Origin of the sequence: Bacteroides sp. AM37-9, assembly GCF_003603455.1 — a bacterium.
Taxonomy (GTDB): domain Bacteria; phylum Bacteroidota; class Bacteroidia; order Bacteroidales; family Bacteroidaceae; genus Bacteroides; species Bacteroides xylanisolvens.
The window spans coordinates 22,335-39,455 of sequence record NZ_QTNF01000017.1; the positions used below are offsets into that span (position 1 = coordinate 22,335).

A 17,121-nucleotide genomic window follows, 5' to 3' on the forward strand; every position below is an offset into this window, starting at 1 on the left:
TTTTAATTAATCTAACCGTTTACCATAATAGTTACCTTCTGATTTGTATGCCCTTTCAAAATCAATTAGAGCATATTCTGGGATAATCATTTGTTTGGTGATAAAAGCATCTGAAACGATGCCTTCCAGCGTTCTACATCGGCTAAGGGCTACATATAGTTGTCCAGGACAAAAAGTATGTGATACATGAATGATAATTTTATCGAATGTAAGTCCTTGGCTTTTATGAATGGTAATGGCCCATGCCAATGTTAATGGGAATTGAGTACATGAACCAATTTCTTCTTTTACAATCTCATTATCTTTTAAAGTATATTGCGTATTACTCCATGTATAACGCTCAAATTTGATAGTCCGGCCATTATCCATACGTACTGTAATTACGTTATCTTCTAATGCGGTCACAATTCCAAGCATACCATTATAATAACCCTTTAATGAGTCGTTAACTAATGACATAACTCTTGCCCCAACTCGAAGTTTTAAATGTAAATCACATGGTATAGATGATTCTGGGAACTTATCCTTGATAACTATATCATAGTTTCGTATCTCTTGTTCCCCTAATTTGTCGGCATTAATTTTCTCAACATCAGCTTTGTGTGTACAAATATGGATGTATTCGTTATCATAACTGCTACTGATTTTGCGGTCTTTCAATTCGCTTAATAAATCCAGTTCATCGGATGTTACCTGGTAATTACGAATATTGTTGAGTACATTAATAAATTCAGGTTCTGTTTGCCTGAATATTTTTGTTAACTCTACAATGTGGAAACCTGTGCGTTTGAAAACTAAGGCGTTGAAAAAGAAAAAGCCATCATAAAAGTCAGACAATATTTCTCTTTCTTGTTTCTTTGTTACTGGAGGCAATTGAAAAAGATCGCCAAACATTATCACTTGTACACCGCCAAATGGTTCATCGCTTTCGTAAACCCACCTTAGTTTGCGATCAATGGTGTCCAGAATATCTGGGCGTACCATGCTTATTTCATCAATAATCAGCAATTCCATTTTGAGCAATAGTTCTACTTTGTATTCTGAAAATTTGTTTTCCAGTCGGTCGTAAGGTGTAATGGGTCCAAAAGGAATGCCAAATAGACTATGCAATGTAACGCCCCCTGCATTAATCGCTGCTATGCCTGTTGGGGCAGCTACAATGCAATTCTTCCCGGATTTTTCAATTAGATATTTTAGAAATGTAGTCTTTCCAGAACCGGCTTTACCTGTTACGAATACATTATTCTCATCATCCTGAATGAGATTCATTATTTTTTGCATCTCTTCTGTCAAAATCATATCTTCCATACCTTTTTATTTTTCGATTTTTACATATAAATTGCAATGACAAACATCATGTTCTCTATACGAGCTGCACGGACATCGTTTGTCTTTGGAGTCATTGTGGCATGGACACTCGCCATTATTGGCTTCACATCTTTTGAGGATGGCATTAACTACCTTGTCATTGGGATTTAAATCCCATCCCACTTTTCTTAAAATTGGAATCATAATTAAATTTCGTTTAGAGTAAATAAAAGATCTCGATTATCAAATTGAATATCATCGTCAGTTTGCAGTTCATCTGCATATACTACAATAGGATCATCCATTCCGGCACGTTTCACAAGTAACTGTGCGTCTTTGTCTATTTTATAAGTTTTATGATTTTCTAATGTAACTTCGATATATTGATTGGAATCTACGTCATCTCCAATAATGGTCACATCTGAAGAGTATAGTCCTGCACGTTCTGGAAGAAGGAAGCGTTCAAATAACAAATCGTATTTTATTGGATCTATAAGTGTTATCCCCAATAGGTATAAAACTAGACACCCTCCAGCAGAACCACGTCCGCATCCCACTAATATTCCATTTTTGCGTGCCCAATTAACAGTATCATATTGTACGAGCATGTAATCTACGTTGTTGGTTGATTCTAATACATAAACCTCATAATCTAATTGTTTGCGATATATATCTTCTTTACCTTTGGGGACCAGTTTGTTGAACCCATCTTCCAGCAAATCCAAAAACATTTCATGTCGGTTGGCGTACTTTGATTTTTCATTGTCAGCCATGTCATATTGAGGCATAAAGTTGCGTTCAATTTCATATCTAGCTTTTGCCCCTTCAGCAATTTTGACTGTATTTTCACACGCCCAATTGAATATATCCTCTATGTCCCATTTGTGTTCATCAAACAAGCCAGACATAGTAGTCCAGTGTTCGTCCAAGTCCTTAAAATATTGGTCATCACTTTGTTCATGTGCTGCCCCTTCAGCAATTTTGTTAAGGATGATTTTGTTTTTTGCATCATCTTTGTCCAAATAATAGCAGTCACAAATTAATACTGGAGGAAGATCGCCTGTATCATAAATGTAGTCAAAGTAACATTTTGTGGCATCTAGTACTTTAATATCAATACGTTCAGCTTTGAATTCCGATAAATCTAATTGATAAAAGCAATCGTCAAAACTATCGAAAAAACGGTCAAGATTATTTCCTATTTCTTTCAACCAAAATGACGCGTATTTGCTAAATACAATTATATTACCGGTTCCATGTTTTAGAAGATCTTGTAAATCAATGATTTTATTTTCAGAATCTACATTAATACATTTTTGAATTCTAAGCAAATTTTGAAGTCCTTCTTGTGACTGACAGTATATTTTGGCATCTATCTTTTCGATACCATCAGTGAATGTAAGTGAATATCCAAACACCCATTGGATGCCAGCAGCTTCACATTCTTTTTGAAGAATAAGGGTTGCTGCCATTGTATTGTAATCGCAAATACCTAATGCGGATTGCCCTAAGTATTTGGCTTTTTTTATCCAATCTGTTAGCGAGAAACTTCCATTGAGCAATTCAAAAGGGGTATGTATGCCTAAGTTTACAAATTCTTGGGCATGGTTTAATGGCTTCCTATCGCCTACATACTTTAAAATTTGAAATTCAAAATCTTTTCTTGTATCGTAATAATACCAGTTGTCTCCAAATTGAAATACTATATAATTAATGCCTTCTTCTTGTAATGTTTGGATGTTTTCCATTGTATTGAACTTGATGTTGTTGTCAGCATCAGTACGGAAGATGGACTTAATCATACTGGTATCTTCATAGTACATTTTACCAAAGCCCGTGATTTCAATAACATCTTCATCTATGATATTGAAACACATCTTATTATTATCTAGCCAATTTAATAAATCAGGATTCATATTTGAATTTTGTTTAATTTATATTCGGTTAAAGTTTTCAGTCCGAAAGCGAATGTGTCATATATCTCCCAAAAGTCCATGCTGTCGAAATCTTGGCTGGAATCTTCTATATCGGCAACATAGCAATCAAAATATTCATTTAGTTGATCACCTGTCTTTTTTATAGCTTCTGTAGCGTCTCCATCATATCCAATGACTATTGTATGAACTCCTTTTGCCTGTAACTTATAAATTTGTGTATCAGAGATTTTCTTCCCGAACGTAGCAACAACAGCCACAGATGGGTTATTATACAGGTTTAATTTTCGCGTAAGTGCAATGACATCAAACACTCCTTCTACAAGAATTACGGTATCTGTTTCGTCTTCAATTATACTATCATAGTTGTATAATAATTTAACAAAATCGTTTTCAGTGCTATTCCTATAACGCATAATTTGGAATTTTCCATTATGACTTGCTTTACGGTTGTATTCATCAATATCAGCTTTATCCCAAATATGCCGGGAAATATACCCAACAATATCTCCATTGTCTATAATCGGAAATATTACATAATCATCAAACTTGAAGTTCATGTTACGTGTAGTGCCAACAGGAAAGAAATCGTAATCTTCTTCAATAAATCCACGTTTTCTTAAATACCGATTAAAATGAGTGCGCTTATAATATTCAGGCATTTCCACAACACACAGAGAGTCATCTATTTCCCTGTCATCGTTTTCCAGAAAAGAGAAATCATTAATTTTTTTATCTCCATCAAGATCAAAAGTATCTGTTATAATTAAGTCCTGACGGCCTATATCTGTTAGCAATTGCTCTAATGTCTGGGTTGAACGTCCACACGAAAAGCAGTGTGCCATAAAAGGCTTTTTCCTTTCGGTTGCTTTACCTATATATATACCGTATTTCCCCCCTTCATGCCCACAATAGGGGCACTGGGGGACAATCAAGTTCTTTCCGCTACCATCCGGTTTTGCATGTAGTTCAATAGAAAGTTCTTGGATTATATACTCTTTTTCTTTTTTACTCAATTCCATATTACGCAACTTTGCTGATATTTAATGTTCTTGCTCTGTCATAAAAACATTCGTTATCATAATCAGTAGCAATTTTAAATGGGTCTCCTTTTTTGAAGAATCGTGATTTTGCAACATTTAGGCGCATGACATTTTCGCGCATTTCATTGATGCTTTGATTAAGAGTAATAAGATGAGTCATTGGTCTACTCAAACCTTTGGCTTCTGAACAATTGTATTCAGTCAATACATTTTGTTCATCGTTAAGCCACTCTCTATTTTCTATAGTTGCCTGATAAGTCACAACCATCCAGACATTTTCGTCACCTGCCAAGTCCTTTAAATCATTAGCAACAGCAACTCGTTTGTGGCGTTCTCCATTTTCTGACCACCTACGTCCGCTGGAATCTGTTAACAAATCCATAGAATCTATGATAACAACATCTGGAGATATGCCATAGATTTTTTTGTATTCAGCAATACCATTTTTTATATCAATGGTAGACACTTGATTAGCGAACTTTGGAAAGGATTTGACCTTTAGGGTGCCAGACATTGCCTTGATTTCTTGTATCATTCGTTCTAATTCCCGGTCTTTTAGTGTACCAGTACTATAACGATAAGAATTACAGGAAACTAGTGACGCGGCATAAGCATCCACAACTTCATCTTCAGAACCTTCTAACTGGAAATGAAGTACGTTTAATCCGTCTATTTGAGAGGCGCATTTCCCAATCCAACGTGCGGCATGACTTTTCCCAACACCAGTAGGGGCTAAGAGGCATGTTAATTGAGTACGTAAATCTCGTCCACCGTTCATTTCATCCAGACCATCAATATAAAATCTGGTGATTGGTTTAAATCTTGACTCTTGATTGTGTTTTTCTCTATTACGCCTAAAACGGGATTCAAAGGTTTCGACTACATCAACAAAAGAGTTTTGACGCAAGCTGAAATCATTTTGCCATTCTGCAAATGATTGGAGCAACTTCATTGCTTTGTCACGATCCTGTTTTGCATAAAGTTCACCTATCTCTTTGTAAGTCTTTTGAAATTTTACTTGTCTTAGATAATTTTCAAACTGTTCCAATATAATTTCCGGTTCAACTCCTTCGGCGCAGTCTTTTATATCTTCTAAAAGTGCTGAAACCTCTCTGTTGACAGAAACTATCTGGCTGATAATATTAAGGGTAGGGGATGATTTGTGTTCTGCGAAGTATTTGCACAGATACCCCTGCAATGCTTGAAAATCTCTACCAGGCAGGTACGATTTCTGCATATATTCACACACTAAGCTACATACATAGTCGTATGTAAAACAAGCGTAATATAATTCAAATAAGAAATCTTCTGTTAATACGTTATCTTCTTTCGCCATATTCTTCGAGTCTTATTCGGTATAACTCTGGATATTTTATCGCGGTTTCTTGCTTGCATTTCTCGACATTTGTGCATATTTGACATGCTGGAGAGAATGGACTCCACATCAATGTGGATGTAGAGCATATTAGAAACCCAATATCTGTGTTGATACTCCGTTTCTTAGTGCATTCCTCAGATGGCATATAAATATACTTAGACTGAGGATGCTCTTTTTTACAGATTAGTGAATTTAGATAGGCTCTGGTTAGATTGGCTTCAGATAACCATTGGTCTTCCAGATATTGCTTGGATTTGGAAGACATTGATAGATATTTTTGAAGAGCGGTAGTCCCAAATGTTTTTGGAGCTAATGTACGTTGATATTGGGCATTCCTGTTTTTATGAAGCTGGAATACACAATAGTCTACAAGTCGTGAAGTATTAAATTCTCCACCACAAATTTGAGTAAAGTTGACAATAAATTTGGATAGTTGGCGTTTGGCTTGCCCTCCCTCTGGGAATGAGAAGGAGGGGGCTACCAAACGCTTGGCTATTTCTGTATATACTGTCTTAATCTGTTTCGTCAGTCGTTCTTCTTTTTCCATCACGAGTCAATAGTTGTTGAAGTTGTTGACGCGCCAAGAATAATCGACTTTTGACAGTTTCGATATTGCGAGATTCTAAGGCACCGTTCCGATATTCGATTTCGGCAATTTCTTTGAGTTTATATCCTGCCTGTTGATACAAAAGTGCGCTTCTGTATTGTGGTTTCAACTGTTTTAATGCAGCTAAAACATCATCGCTGTATAACTCTTGATAATTGTCAATACCCATTACGTTAGAGCTTACTTCGTCAAAATCTACAATAGATTCACTGGAAGAAAATGTTTCCACATCGTTATCATCACTCAACATGTCTTGATGCCTTTTTTTACGTTGATCCAAATCAAAAACACATCGTTTGGTTACAATATGGAGCCATGTTTGTACAGAACGCTCTGGATTATATGTCTCGATATATTTATACATGTTGGTAAGCACTTCTATGTAATTGTCTTCTATGTCAGAAGGATTAAAAGTATAGCGCATACATAACTTGTATATCATTCGGTTGTACGGTGTTACGTATTTATCAAATAGGGCTTTTCGCCGTGCAGCTACTTCATCACTTATTATTATGGGTTCTGTGGTAACTGCTGAGTATGTCTCTTCCACGCCTCTTGAACATTGAGCACAAACAAGTGATCCGAGTTCATCAATTTGTGGACTTTACAATACTTCTTCCACTTATTATTACTAGAGATAAAATTACTTCTTACCTCGTTGTCTGTTGGCTGGGGTTGTTTACTAAGGAATTCGTAAAAATCTCCTAGCAAGCTTCCTAGCATCATTAAATGGGGCTGGCCTTCTCTTTGTTGCCTACGCCTTATGTTTCTTGCGTAACTCATTTTCTGTCTAAAGTTTGTATATTCTTACATAATATTTGAAGATGTGGGTTGCATCAGCCATGTTGTCATCGACTGGTGTAATATTCCATCGTTTGATGCAATATTCAATCATCTTCTTTTTGTCAGCTTTTCCGTCACCGGTAGCCCATTTTTTTACTGTGCTAACGTTTATGAATTTTGGTTCCGGGAGTCCAAGCTGGGCGCATATCAGATATAATATGCCTCTAAATTCGGATAGTTTTCGCGCTGCAATGAAATGCTTTGAAACGCATACATCTTCGGCGATAATCAATTTGATGTTGTATTTTTGGATAAATTCAACCAGTGTGTCATAAAACATTTTATGTTGCTCGGTCGCATTTTTGCCTTTTCTTTGGGTAAAATTCCATGTTCCTGATTCATGGGTTGAGTAATATCCACAGTGCTCTGCTATATCTAATGCAAGCACATTATCACGTGTAATTTGATTTATTGACTCATTTTTAATGTTTTTTGATTCGTTAATCATTCTATGTATGAAACGCCATTAAGTTTATTGACTACAGTCTTGTATGGGTAGCCTTCAGCTATATTTCCATGACTGACTACCAAAGATGTAATCTGTAATTGATTGAGGGCATCAAAAATGTTGGAAAGCCCTTGTTCGTCAGTGGCTTCTAATATTTCATCAAGTATCAGGAGATCTAGTCCTTTATCGTCATCGCAATTTACATTGGTAAGTTTGTGCATTGCCAAAATATTAGCTAGATTAACTCTTGCTTTTTCACCTTCTGAAAATTTATCAAAAGAGCCACAATCTACACCATCGCGAATAAGAGAAATGGAAATCTTATCTCTGATTTTTCCGCTTTTTAAGACTGTAAAACCGGAAAATGCAATACGAATGTCACTACCAATGGCTTCCAGAAACTCGTTAGTTATGTGACTAAGAGCATCAATTTTAGTATTAGCCAGATGGGTTTTAAATTCAATAAAGGTTGCTTCTTGCTCTTTATATGAATTTAATTTTCGTTCAATAGTTTCTTTTTCAGAAATGGCTAATACCAATTCTTTCTCATATTTTTTCTTGTTGGCTTTGAGAGATTCTATCATGTCAGTTTCGGAAGAGTTTTCGATGTCACGAATAGATTCTTCGTATGACTGAATAGCTCCATTAGCATTGTTAATATTCAACTCGGCCTGCTTTGCTTCGTATTCTTGCTTTCTAATAGCTTCATCTAATATTGCATAAGAATCATCAAATAAATTAGTACGCGCATCATCAATGGATTTCTGAAGGGTATTCATTTGATGCTGGAGAGTTTGCATTTTATTGGTTAAATAAGACGTATTACGTGATAATTCATCCAATGCTGTACAAGTCTCGGTAATCTTATTCGACCATTCTATTTTACTACGATTCAATTCATCCTGTTCTTTACGAGCTTCGCGTCCTTTTGTTGTAATATCTGAAATGCGTTTTTCATTAGCCTCAATATTTTGGAGAATGTCTTGTGTCTCTCCATTTCGGTCTTGCAATCTTAGTTTAACCTCGTTTATATCTACATCATTAGCCAATGTGAATTCATGTTGGCATTTAGGACAAACGATAACTCCGGCAAGTTGTTTTTGGAGGCTGGCTATATCTGCTTCCAACTTAGTCCTTTGTGATCTAAGATTACTATTCTCGGCATCCAACTTTTTAATAGAATCCAATAATTCATTTATTTGATTCTCAATTTTGGTGGATTTCTTTTTGAAGTTTTCTTGAAACTTCTCATGTTGTTTTAACAGCTTCTCATAAGAGGATTTGGCTGTTGCAATCTTTTTCTCATGCTGAATCAGCTGTTGTTGTACATTGGAATATTCTGTTGTAACAACCTCCAATTCTTTCTGATTTTTAATTGATATAGCTGCAAAATCCTTAGGTAATGGCAAAGCGCATGAAGTAAAACGTTCTGAAATAATTTCAAAACATGCACCGGTATCCTTTTTACTGTTTTCCAGTTTTTGCAATACTTCATCTGTTTTATCATATTGTTCCAGTAACTCGTCACTTTTATTTATGAGAACATTTTGTTCACGGATATAAGCTCTTTTCCCAGCAATAGCTTCATTCCAGTTTGCTATACGTTCAGCTTTCTTTTGTGAACGCTCTGTTGATTCTGTAATAGCTGTGTTGATTTGCTCTTGTAATGTTTCAACACGTCCGGTATGATTCGCTACATTCAATTCTGCTTGTTTTAATGATTCTTGAATCGGTATCATATCCTCTTGTAATGCAGCGATAGATTCATCTACCATTACACCGTTACTGAAACGATTAATGATTTCTTTTTTCTCGCGATCAGAACTGGAGAGAAATGACGAATATTTGTGCTTAGAAAGAATGAAGTTTGAGAAAACATCATCTTTTGTCAGCCCCAGTGTTTCAAGTATAAATTTATTGTAATCTGCAACTCCGGCTTGTTCTATATGTTTTATGTTACAATCAGTTTCATCATCATATATAGAAACTTTGATTATCTGTGCTGTTTTACGAGAGATAACACGTTTAATAGATAAGTACTGTCCTGTAGTATTGTTTTGAAACAAAAGGGAAACAGTCGCTTCATTCTCCGCATCATTGATTATCTCATCCATTTTTATTCTACGAAGTGTCTCTCCGGTTATCCCAATAGCGATTGCTTCTAGCATAGCAGATTTTCCGGAACCATTTGAACCTTGCGAATCATTATCCATATTGTTGCCAAAAATCAGCGTTGTATGTTTTTGCAACAATGTATAGTCCAATTGCTTAAAAGCACATAGGTTTTTTGCGTAAACTTGTCTTAATGTCCACATATTAACTGATTTTATCAAGGTATTGTAACCCCATTTCTATATTTATGATTCCTTTGTTAGCACAAAAACTGGTATATTCTTGCTTAATACCGGATTTGTCGAATTTTTTATCTAAAGAGTGGGCTGTTGTTTCTGTGATTTCCACATCTTCAGTAACAATTTCCACTTTTGAAGACCCTGCTTCCAGAAGTTTTTGTTTATCAATACTTGAAGCTTCTTGGCTTGTACAACTGATTCTTGTTTTAATCTTGTATCTTCCATCCGCTTTCATATCATCCAGCTTATCAATTAGCTTTGAATTGATTTGACTAGCTTTTATGTCCAAAACTTTGTAGCGAATATTGACTTGGTTCTTTATGAATTCATGGCTACCATCATCATATATAATGGTATAGCCCTTTTCTTCATCTTCGCCAAAATTATGTTGCCTGGAAGAACCTATGTATTCAATGTTGGTACCTTTGATAATACAACGATTGTGATAATGTCCTACAAGAACTGTATCAAAATCACTGAAAATGTTCGTGGGCAGTTCTTTTTCATTAGGCGTGCTAAGTGCCCCGTTTATTCCTTCGTGAATATATAGGATATTATGTACAGACGCGTTCAATTCCGCCTTTACCATTTTTTTCAGCCGTTCTACGAAACTTCCGTTTTCTGGAAAATAGCTCATTATATATAGTTCTACATCGTTGCTAATATTAATAATCGAATAGTCATCAACAACATAGACGTGGGGGTATTCACTAAACAAATGACTATACCCTAGAACTGATTCCTGGTCAACTTTACAATGATTTCCTTCGGCAACGGTAATGGTTATTCCGGCTTTAGTGGCTTTTATGATAGCTTGGCGAACAGCCATGAGTGTGCTAAGTGTTTGAGAAGAGCGTGATAACCACAAATCTCCACCAATTATCATATCTTCAATCCCATATTGATCGCATATATATAAAGCCTCGTCCCAGTTTTTTTGAAATTCTGGAATATTGTCTTTTGATACATGTATATCATTCAACAATAAGGCACTTGGTATTTTCTTGCTCATTGTGATTCAATTTAAATAGGGACATATTAATATTAGTTAGATATGTCCCTATAATGCTAATACAAAAATGAATTATCTTCTTCTACGTTCAGGACGTGTAGCTCTGCGTTCACGGACTGGGTTTGCAGCTGGCTCATTGGTGTCATCATTATGTTCACCACGTCTACGAACAGCATGAGTGGGAGCGAGGGTTGGTGCTGGTTCCTCTTCCGGTTCTGGCTCTAAAGGCGTGTCTTCCGGTTTAGTATCGCTTTGTGTACCGTCCTCTTCGTTGTTGCTGCCATCTTTAGCAACTTCCAACGCGTCTTCAATATCATTCAGCAAATCTTCATTTGTTTTTCCACGAGTGACACGGACATTTAGCTCATTGGCATCAATATATTCGCGAATTGCATCACGTAAGTCTTGCCCTTCTTCGCTCTTATCACCAATACCGCGTTCATTTAGTTTTTCCCAGAGGTTCCACAATGAATCCAGTTCGTTGTCTGATGGTTCCTCATTATCACCGCTGTTACGTTCTTTTTTGTCAAAAGAGAAATGGGATTTATCATCAGGATGAAGCTCCATTTTAATCTTTTCAATAGCTTCTGTGATCTCTTTGCTGCTCATTACATCCATTTCCATTTTAGCATCGTATTGCTTCAAGAACTCAATGGTAGCCTCCATGTGGAAACGTGAGTAACGATAAATAGCAGCCGGGATACGCTGTGTTTCCAACAACGAACTGACTTCCTCTTCAGATAGAGGTTCGGCACCGGAAATTGTATCAATGTTGAATGTGTAAGTGGTTTTCTTGTTTTCCTCTTTACGAGTAATTTCTACCGGGAAAGCATCTTCCAAAGAAGAGATGGGACACAAACATTTAGGATTTTTTTCCAGAAGTTTCTTCCATATAGCCAGTTTGCGATCCTCCAAGTCTTTGTATTGCGAATAAGACAGGATAAGTAAATGAATACCTTCTTCACGGTTGTCCAAATCTAAAATATACATGGCACGTTGAGAGTTCCATTTTAGACCACCATCAAAGCCTGAACCTTTAATCTTTTTCATCAACTTTTCATCACTGCCATACTTGTTTTCTGCAACTTGAAGATAAGTGTCAATTAGGTCTATAGATAATCCGGCATAGCTGGAATGACAGATATTTACAAAGAACTGTTTGTCTTTTTTTCCTGTTGGACGTGGGTTGTCCAGTTTCAACACCTGTGTTTTGACCGGATATTCGTACCCCTTACGTTCTAATTTGTAAGAGCCGTCTGGTTGCTCGGTTGGTGCCAAGGGAAGGATACGCACAGTATAAGTTCCTGCGGAATCCATACGGAAATGTTTGGTACGTTGAAATGATTGGCTCTCATCGGTACTTTTTTTTACCGCCTCTTCATAAGTTTCTTGATTCTCCGCAAAGAGGGCATACGGATTTTTAATCATCTCTTCCATAAAATGAAAATTATTTGTTTAATTTAGAGAGGGGAAGATTCCACTGTTCGGTATAAGCTCCAGCCCAAAGTTCTTTTGCTTCTGGCATTTTGGTTTTATCTTTCAACATAACCTTAATACCCCATTCAGTGTTTACATGATGAATGATTCTCTCAATAACTTCATTCATCTCACTTGCTTTTTCATTTTTGAGGTTAAAGTATTCATACTTTTCACCTCCAGGAAGATCACAGACATGAATCGGAGCATAAATTTCCTCAAAATATCTGTATAGGGCATCTACTGGCGGGTGTGTAGGCAATTGTTCTGAAATTGTCTTCAGTACTACGCCAAATAGATACTTCAATTGCGGTAGAGATTTGTTTTTGGTATCGTCCATAATAAGAATAGTATAATCACCATCTTTCAAATTTCCAATAGCCAATTCAATCTCTTGTTTTGCTGCCTTATTGTCTTGCACAATAAGACGTGCTTGACCATGCAACATACTGTTGTTTTTCAAAGAACACTGCAAAGATAATTGTATCAATTTAACTATCAAAATAAAACCAAAAATATTTTTTGAATAAATATATATATTATTGTATTACAACTATATAATATGTATTTAATTATTATATTGATTATTTGTAAAAAAGAGAAGTAATATCAAATAGGTTAATACCATTCCCCTTTTTAACAACTTGATATAATCTTTGGTTAGTGTTCGGATTATTAAGAGGTCCCTTGCTGGATATATATGGGCCTAATTTGATATAATGAAAGAAATCAAGTTTGATCTCTTCGGGTAATTTATCTCGTCCAGAATACCAACCAATTTTTAAATTAGGATAGTTATGATAAAGATATTTGGCTAATTTATTTATATATGCCGGGTTTGCATCACCGCCCATAAATGATATAGCTGTTATTCCTTTATTTTTGCGTATCAATTGTTGAAGTGCTTCTTTTGTTAATGATTCTCCTATATCCTGTGACAGATAAGAAGAGTGGCACCCGATGCAGGCGCATGGGCAACCACTTATATTTATTGCCAAAGTAATTTCATTAGGCAATTCTTGAAACACTATTTTTGTATCTACATATTTCATACCTGGGATTTACCATCACTATATATACGGTTTCTAGCCTCTTGTTGTCGATCACTTCCAAATGCTTTAGTTGGGCGTAAATATCCGATAACTCGTGTATATTGAGTAATATTATGGCTATCACAACAAGGGCAAGTATTAATGGGTCTTTTTATGATTTTGCCACAATCTTCACATTTGCTGTTTGGTATATTAAAGGTAAAGTAATTGGTTCCATTGGCTATGGCAAAATCAATTAATTTCAGATACTGCTCTTTTGATAAATGATCTTCCAAATTAATGTGAGCTGCCGAGCCTCCATCAGTGTACTGATAGGTTTGGTACCCGTGTAATATAAATTTGTCTAGTATAGAAGTGTCATCATGGGCATTGTAAAAATATGAGTTATATAAATTCTCATCCTCTGGAACAACATATCCATCTTCTTTATCCCATTTATAATTCTTTCCTCCCAGTCCTTCTGCTGGCACAACTTCTGAATTAAACAAGAAAGGTCGTTTCCTGTCATGGATAGAATGCAGTTTATTTTGTTCTTTAATAGTGCCCAAAATGAGTTGAAGGAATTCAATATATTCCGGGTTATTACTTACCTTCATTCCCAAGAATCTAGCGGCTTCATTCAACCCATTGATGCCTATGGTGCTATATAATTTACTGATATGAATATAACCGCCATTTGAAGCGGCAAACATTCCTTTGTCTTCAAGGTCGTATAGCATTGTCTTGAAAGCAATATGATACTTATAGACTCTTTCCAAAATCCTAGTTACATAGTTCTTTAAATCATTTTCAATTGCTGTTACACATAAGGGATTGCCTGTAAGTTTCTTGCCCTTAATTAAAGGTGTTCCATTTAATGTGTGGGTCAATGCCCAATCTTGAACGATTCTGTTGATATTCAAAGTAATCACATTACAACTACCTGTCATAACACCGGTCAAGCCAGAAGTGGGGCTAAAGGTATTTTCTGCCAATTCATTTCTAAGCCTACAGCATGATGCAAGGCTGTCTGCACTATCGGAAATATAAGTAAAGAACGAGTGTCCTTCCGCATACATTTCGGCACAAAGTTGTTTGTAATTTAGGTCGATTATATCATCGCCATTGTGGACCATCGCAAAAGTTTCTACCGGAAAGGTTAATACTTGCTTTAAACGTATTTGATTAAACCATTTCATAAACATACGTTGCAATGTATCAATAGCTATCCATTCAGGCTTACTTCCATCCGGATAACAAAATTCTCCAAAGAGCGATGTGAAATATGTATGGTCATAATAAGAAATATTTGTAAATGGGCTTTGGTAGCTACGATTTCCGGCTGGTTGGTTAACACCCCACACAAACTGTTTGAACGCTTTCAGGATATTATCACGTACTGTTCTTTTAATTAAGCAATGTGGCGAGGAAGCCTCGCAGTCAAGTTTTTCATACCATTTATCTCCAAACTCTTTAACTACATAGTAATTTAGTGCAATGAAATATTCACCTACGGCTACCGCTCCTTTACATTGGGAAGAAAGTAAGAATATCAAGTTAGTTATTTGCCCACTAAACGACTGCAAATCGTTAGGCTCTGAAGGAGTAACACCATCAATGTTGCCTACGCCTTCTGTTAGTAATGGATACAAACTAACTGCCATACAATACTGTTTTAATACTGGCGTAGATGCTTCATCATGTGTATAAATGATATGATTATCAAGATCTGTTTCGTATTGCTTTGCTACTTCTGGAAAGAGAATGTTCAACTCATCTTTCATACGTTGGCGTTGGATTATACGATTAGTAGTTTTATAGACTTCACCTTCCAAGTTAGCTACATTTTTCATAGTTACATTAGCATTCCCATCGGTTTCTGATGAAGAAGCTGCATTGTCTGTTGATTGACTATATTGATTCATATAATCAATACGTTCTTTGACAAAACGCGTACTTTTACGTTGTTCACGATATAGAATAAAAGTCTTGGCTATATCATAATATCCAAATTGCATTAATACGCGTTCTACGTTATCTTGGATGGTTTCTACAGATACTGGAACATTAGTGTAGGTAAGGCTGATTAATTTATCAACCGATTCTACAATTGCTGGGTCGTATTCAACTTGTTTGCTATCAAAGGCTTTTTTTATCGCATTTTCTATTTTTTCTAGGTCAAAATCTACAATTTGACCTGTTCTTTTTTGCACTTTCATAATTATTCAGTCTTTCTATATTTTTCAACAGCTTCATGGAATTGATGAGTATTGGCATATCCACAACATTTTAGCTCTGGACAAAAACCGCGATAAACACATGTTGGCACACACTTACTAACAAGGACCGGATCTATCTTTTTTAGTTCTTGCAACATTGCTGTCCATGCTTCTCTAGTTTCTTTTGAAGCACAATTACATAAACGTACTCGTGAAATAGCCATTATTTCTTGTGCATTTGCAGTCATATCCATTTCATTTAATTCTCCTTGCAAGTGCTCTCCTCTGGGAATTTGTGAACCGGTACGGTCCGGTCGTTGAGTATGAACAAACTTTTCACAGCCTATATGATGACGAGTAAAATGTACTGTTACCCATTGAGGTATTTGTTCCCATGTCCATTCATATTCTACCAAACGAATGGGAGAATGTTCTGCCAATAACATTTTTGCTTTCCATGAGTCTGAAGGTTCTTTTTTTAATGCTGACTTTCCTACGGTTCTGCGTGCTGCATTTAAAGCACGGTTCCAAGAAGTAACCGCATTTAGTCTAGTTACTTTAATCATATTTTCCTTTATGTTAAATTTGAAATAATAGATTCTACAGTCCGTATTAGACTGGATTCATCACTTATAAATTTAAACCATTCTGTATGTCCGTTTTTGTAGAAAGGATGAGAAACCTTTAACTTGGCAAAACTGTTGAGTATATAATACTCACAATAGCCACACTTCTCCCAAACTTTTATAATTTTAATTGTTCGTTGATCAGTGTGGCTATTATAATACAGCTTACTAATACGATTTTTTACATCCTCGCTTGTTGCTCCAATTTTATATAATCCAGTTGCTTCGCATTTTAATAGGTATAGTTTTTTAGGAGCTGGGGTAGGACATGGTAAGGGCTTGAAAAAGCGCGATACCTTGTGCATGAATTTACTGTGTTAAAAGTCAATATAAAAGATCGTGTGTATCAATTGTGATGCGAAATTACTAATTATTTTCTTATTTACAAGATTATAGATATAAAAAAGTATCTAATTTGATAATTTAGATAAGTCAAATTAGATACTTTTTAAATCTTAAATGTATATAGTATAATTCCTTATTTGCGTTTGTATGAATACTATATGGAGGTCTTAAACCATACTTTTTATAATCCATTAAGCATCTCCAGAACTTAGCCTTTTTGAAGAATATGTCATCTGAAGCATAACTTATTGCTTCAATCAGTTCCGGAGATGGTGCATGAATTTTTAGAAAGTCAGATACTTCCATTAATAGTTTATATTCTATAGGAACTTCATGTTTCATCAGAAACCCGATCCGTGTCTGCTCGAAGTTTTTCAGGCTGTGTCCCTTTGGTCTTCCGGGCTTTTTTTTGCGGCGTTTTGGTTTCTTTCTGCTGTTCGGAAACGTTTTCATTATGTTCATTTTTTTGAGACGATGTTGACCGAAAACTTAAACGTTGA

Annotated in this window: 17 protein-coding genes; 1 reads left to right on the top strand and 16 read right to left on the bottom strand. The window is 35.8% G+C overall.

The genetic code is table 11. From position 1 onward, the window contains the following. Nucleotides 1–6 precede the first annotated feature (6 nt). Entirely contained in the window at nt 7–1,308 is a 1,302-nt protein-coding gene (locus tag DW862_RS13185; RefSeq protein WP_008647876.1) for an ATP-dependent RecD-like DNA helicase, read from the bottom strand. Between the two features lie 48 nt (nt 1,309–1,356). Here DW862_RS13185 and DW862_RS26625 point away from each other — a divergent pair, with 48 nt between their 5' ends. Continuing rightward, nucleotides 1,357–1,479, top strand: coding sequence for a hypothetical protein (locus DW862_RS26625; RefSeq protein ID WP_255342287.1), 123 nt, complete (start codon nt 1,357–1,359; stop codon nt 1,477–1,479). Nucleotides 1,480–1,514: 35 nt separating this feature from the next. On the opposite strand, the gene DW862_RS13195 is transcribed toward DW862_RS26625, so the two are convergent. The 15 genes from DW862_RS13195 to DW862_RS13265 all read right to left on the bottom strand — a co-directional run bounded on the left by DW862_RS13195 (nt 1,515) and on the right by DW862_RS13265 (nt 17,074). Continuing rightward, a complete protein-coding gene (locus tag DW862_RS13195; protein WP_120068754.1) occupies nt 1,515–3,224 on the bottom strand; it encodes a PHP domain-containing protein in 1,710 nt (569 codons plus the stop codon). Further along, complete coding sequence (locus tag DW862_RS13200) at nt 3,221–4,264, bottom strand: toprim domain-containing protein (RefSeq protein WP_120068758.1); 1,044 nt, start codon at nt 4,262–4,264, stop codon at nt 3,221–3,223. The genes DW862_RS13195 and DW862_RS13200 overlap by 4 nt, the downstream gene beginning before the upstream one ends. A 1-nt stretch (nt 4,265) precedes the next feature. After that, nucleotides 4,266–5,621, bottom strand: a complete 1,356-nt coding sequence (locus DW862_RS13205) for a DnaB-like helicase C-terminal domain-containing protein (protein ID WP_008647873.1) — start codon at nt 5,619–5,621, stop codon at nt 4,266–4,268. After that, entirely contained in the window at nt 5,605–6,210 is a 606-nt protein-coding gene (locus DW862_RS13210; protein ID WP_225472623.1) for a hypothetical protein, read from the bottom strand. The genes DW862_RS13205 and DW862_RS13210 overlap by 17 nt, the downstream gene beginning before the upstream one ends. Further along, the gene (locus tag DW862_RS13215) at nt 6,176–6,820 is read right to left on the bottom strand and encodes an RNA polymerase sigma factor (RefSeq protein ID WP_050396634.1); all 645 of its coding nucleotides are present in this window, start codon (nt 6,818–6,820) and stop codon (nt 6,176–6,178) included. The genes DW862_RS13210 and DW862_RS13215 overlap by 35 nt, the downstream gene beginning before the upstream one ends. A 240-nt stretch (nt 6,821–7,060) precedes the next feature. Next, the gene (locus tag DW862_RS13220; protein WP_008647870.1) at nt 7,061–7,561 is read right to left on the bottom strand and encodes a crossover junction endodeoxyribonuclease RuvC; all 501 of its coding nucleotides are present in this window, start codon (nt 7,559–7,561) and stop codon (nt 7,061–7,063) included. Next, nucleotides 7,558–9,876 (bottom strand): hypothetical protein, encoded by a 2,319-nt coding sequence (locus tag DW862_RS13225; RefSeq protein ID WP_120068762.1) that lies wholly within the window; start codon nt 9,874–9,876, stop codon nt 7,558–7,560. The genes DW862_RS13220 and DW862_RS13225 overlap by 4 nt, the downstream gene beginning before the upstream one ends. Before the next feature lies 1 nt (nt 9,877). Continuing rightward, nucleotides 9,878–10,924, bottom strand: a complete 1,047-nt coding sequence (locus DW862_RS13230; protein WP_008647868.1) for a phosphoesterase — start codon at nt 10,922–10,924, stop codon at nt 9,878–9,880. A gap of 72 nt (nt 10,925–10,996) precedes the next feature. Further along, nucleotides 10,997–12,361: a hypothetical protein gene (locus DW862_RS13235; protein WP_120068765.1), complete on the bottom strand. Its 1,365-nt coding sequence runs from the start codon at nt 12,359–12,361 to the stop codon at nt 10,997–10,999. 10 nt (nt 12,362–12,371) lie between these two features. Beyond that, nucleotides 12,372–12,848 (bottom strand): hypothetical protein, encoded by a 477-nt coding sequence (locus DW862_RS13240; RefSeq protein ID WP_008768557.1) that lies wholly within the window; start codon nt 12,846–12,848, stop codon nt 12,372–12,374. Nucleotides 12,849–12,984: 136 nt separating this feature from the next. Beyond that, entirely contained in the window at nt 12,985–13,452 is a 468-nt protein-coding gene (locus DW862_RS13245) for a 4Fe-4S cluster-binding domain-containing protein (RefSeq protein ID WP_118496990.1), read from the bottom strand. Then, nucleotides 13,449–15,650 (bottom strand): anaerobic ribonucleoside-triphosphate reductase, encoded by a 2,202-nt coding sequence (gene nrdD, locus DW862_RS13250; protein WP_120068768.1) that lies wholly within the window; start codon nt 15,648–15,650, stop codon nt 13,449–13,451. The genes DW862_RS13245 and nrdD overlap by 4 nt, the downstream gene beginning before the upstream one ends. A gap of 2 nt (nt 15,651–15,652) precedes the next feature. Then, nucleotides 15,653–16,216, bottom strand: a complete 564-nt coding sequence (locus DW862_RS13255; protein ID WP_032846114.1) for an FAD-dependent thymidylate synthase — start codon at nt 16,214–16,216, stop codon at nt 15,653–15,655. 8 nt (nt 16,217–16,224) lie between these two features. After that, nucleotides 16,225–16,581: a GIY-YIG nuclease family protein gene (locus DW862_RS26755; RefSeq protein ID WP_032846116.1), complete on the bottom strand. Its 357-nt coding sequence runs from the start codon at nt 16,579–16,581 to the stop codon at nt 16,225–16,227. A gap of 127 nt (nt 16,582–16,708) precedes the next feature. After that, nucleotides 16,709–17,074: a hypothetical protein gene (locus DW862_RS13265; protein WP_128132079.1), complete on the bottom strand. Its 366-nt coding sequence runs from the start codon at nt 17,072–17,074 to the stop codon at nt 16,709–16,711. Nucleotides 17,075–17,121: the final 47 nt, after the last annotated feature.

What these genes read in the sequence shown, in the direction of transcription:
- DW862_RS13235 (WP_120068765.1), bottom strand. Translation starts at nt 12,361, where the DNA reads ATGGAAGAGATGATTAAAAATCCGTATGCCCTCTTTGCGGAGAATCAA.
- DW862_RS26755 (WP_032846116.1), bottom strand. Translation starts at nt 16,581, where the DNA reads ATGCACAAGGTATCGCGCTTTTTCAAGCCCTTACCATGTCCTACCCCA.
- DW862_RS13240 (WP_008768557.1), bottom strand. Translation starts at nt 12,848, where the DNA reads ATGTTGCATGGTCAAGCACGTCTTATTGTGCAAGACAATAAGGCAGCA.
- DW862_RS13230 (WP_008647868.1), bottom strand. Translation starts at nt 10,924, where the DNA reads ATGAGCAAGAAAATACCAAGTGCCTTATTGTTGAATGATATACATGTA.
- DW862_RS13185 (WP_008647876.1), bottom strand. Translation starts at nt 1,308, where the DNA reads ATGGAAGATATGATTTTGACAGAAGAGATGCAAAAAATAATGAATCTC.
- DW862_RS13205 (WP_008647873.1), bottom strand. Translation starts at nt 5,621, where the DNA reads ATGGCGAAAGAAGATAACGTATTAACAGAAGATTTCTTATTTGAATTA.
- DW862_RS13200 (WP_120068758.1), bottom strand. Translation starts at nt 4,264, where the DNA reads ATGGAATTGAGTAAAAAAGAAAAAGAGTATATAATCCAAGAACTTTCT.
- DW862_RS13195 (WP_120068754.1), bottom strand. Translation starts at nt 3,224, where the DNA reads ATGAATCCTGATTTATTAAATTGGCTAGATAATAATAAGATGTGTTTC.
- nrdD (WP_120068768.1), bottom strand. Translation starts at nt 15,650, where the DNA reads ATGAAAGTGCAAAAAAGAACAGGTCAAATTGTAGATTTTGACCTAGAA.
- DW862_RS13225 (WP_120068762.1), bottom strand. Translation starts at nt 9,876, where the DNA reads ATGTGGACATTAAGACAAGTTTACGCAAAAAACCTATGTGCTTTTAAG.
- DW862_RS26625 (WP_255342287.1), top strand. Translation starts at nt 1,357, where the DNA reads ATGTTCTCTATACGAGCTGCACGGACATCGTTTGTCTTTGGAGTCATT.
- DW862_RS13210 (WP_225472623.1), bottom strand. Translation starts at nt 6,210, where the DNA reads ATGGAAAAAGAAGAACGACTGACGAAACAGATTAAGACAGTATATACA.
- DW862_RS13265 (WP_128132079.1), bottom strand. Translation starts at nt 17,074, where the DNA reads ATGAAAACGTTTCCGAACAGCAGAAAGAAACCAAAACGCCGCAAAAAA.
- DW862_RS13255 (WP_032846114.1), bottom strand. Translation starts at nt 16,216, where the DNA reads ATGATTAAAGTAACTAGACTAAATGCGGTTACTTCTTGGAACCGTGCT.
- DW862_RS13220 (WP_008647870.1), bottom strand. Translation starts at nt 7,561, where the DNA reads ATGATTAACGAATCAAAAAACATTAAAAATGAGTCAATAAATCAAATT.
- DW862_RS13245 (WP_118496990.1), bottom strand. Translation starts at nt 13,452, where the DNA reads ATGAAATATGTAGATACAAAAATAGTGTTTCAAGAATTGCCTAATGAA.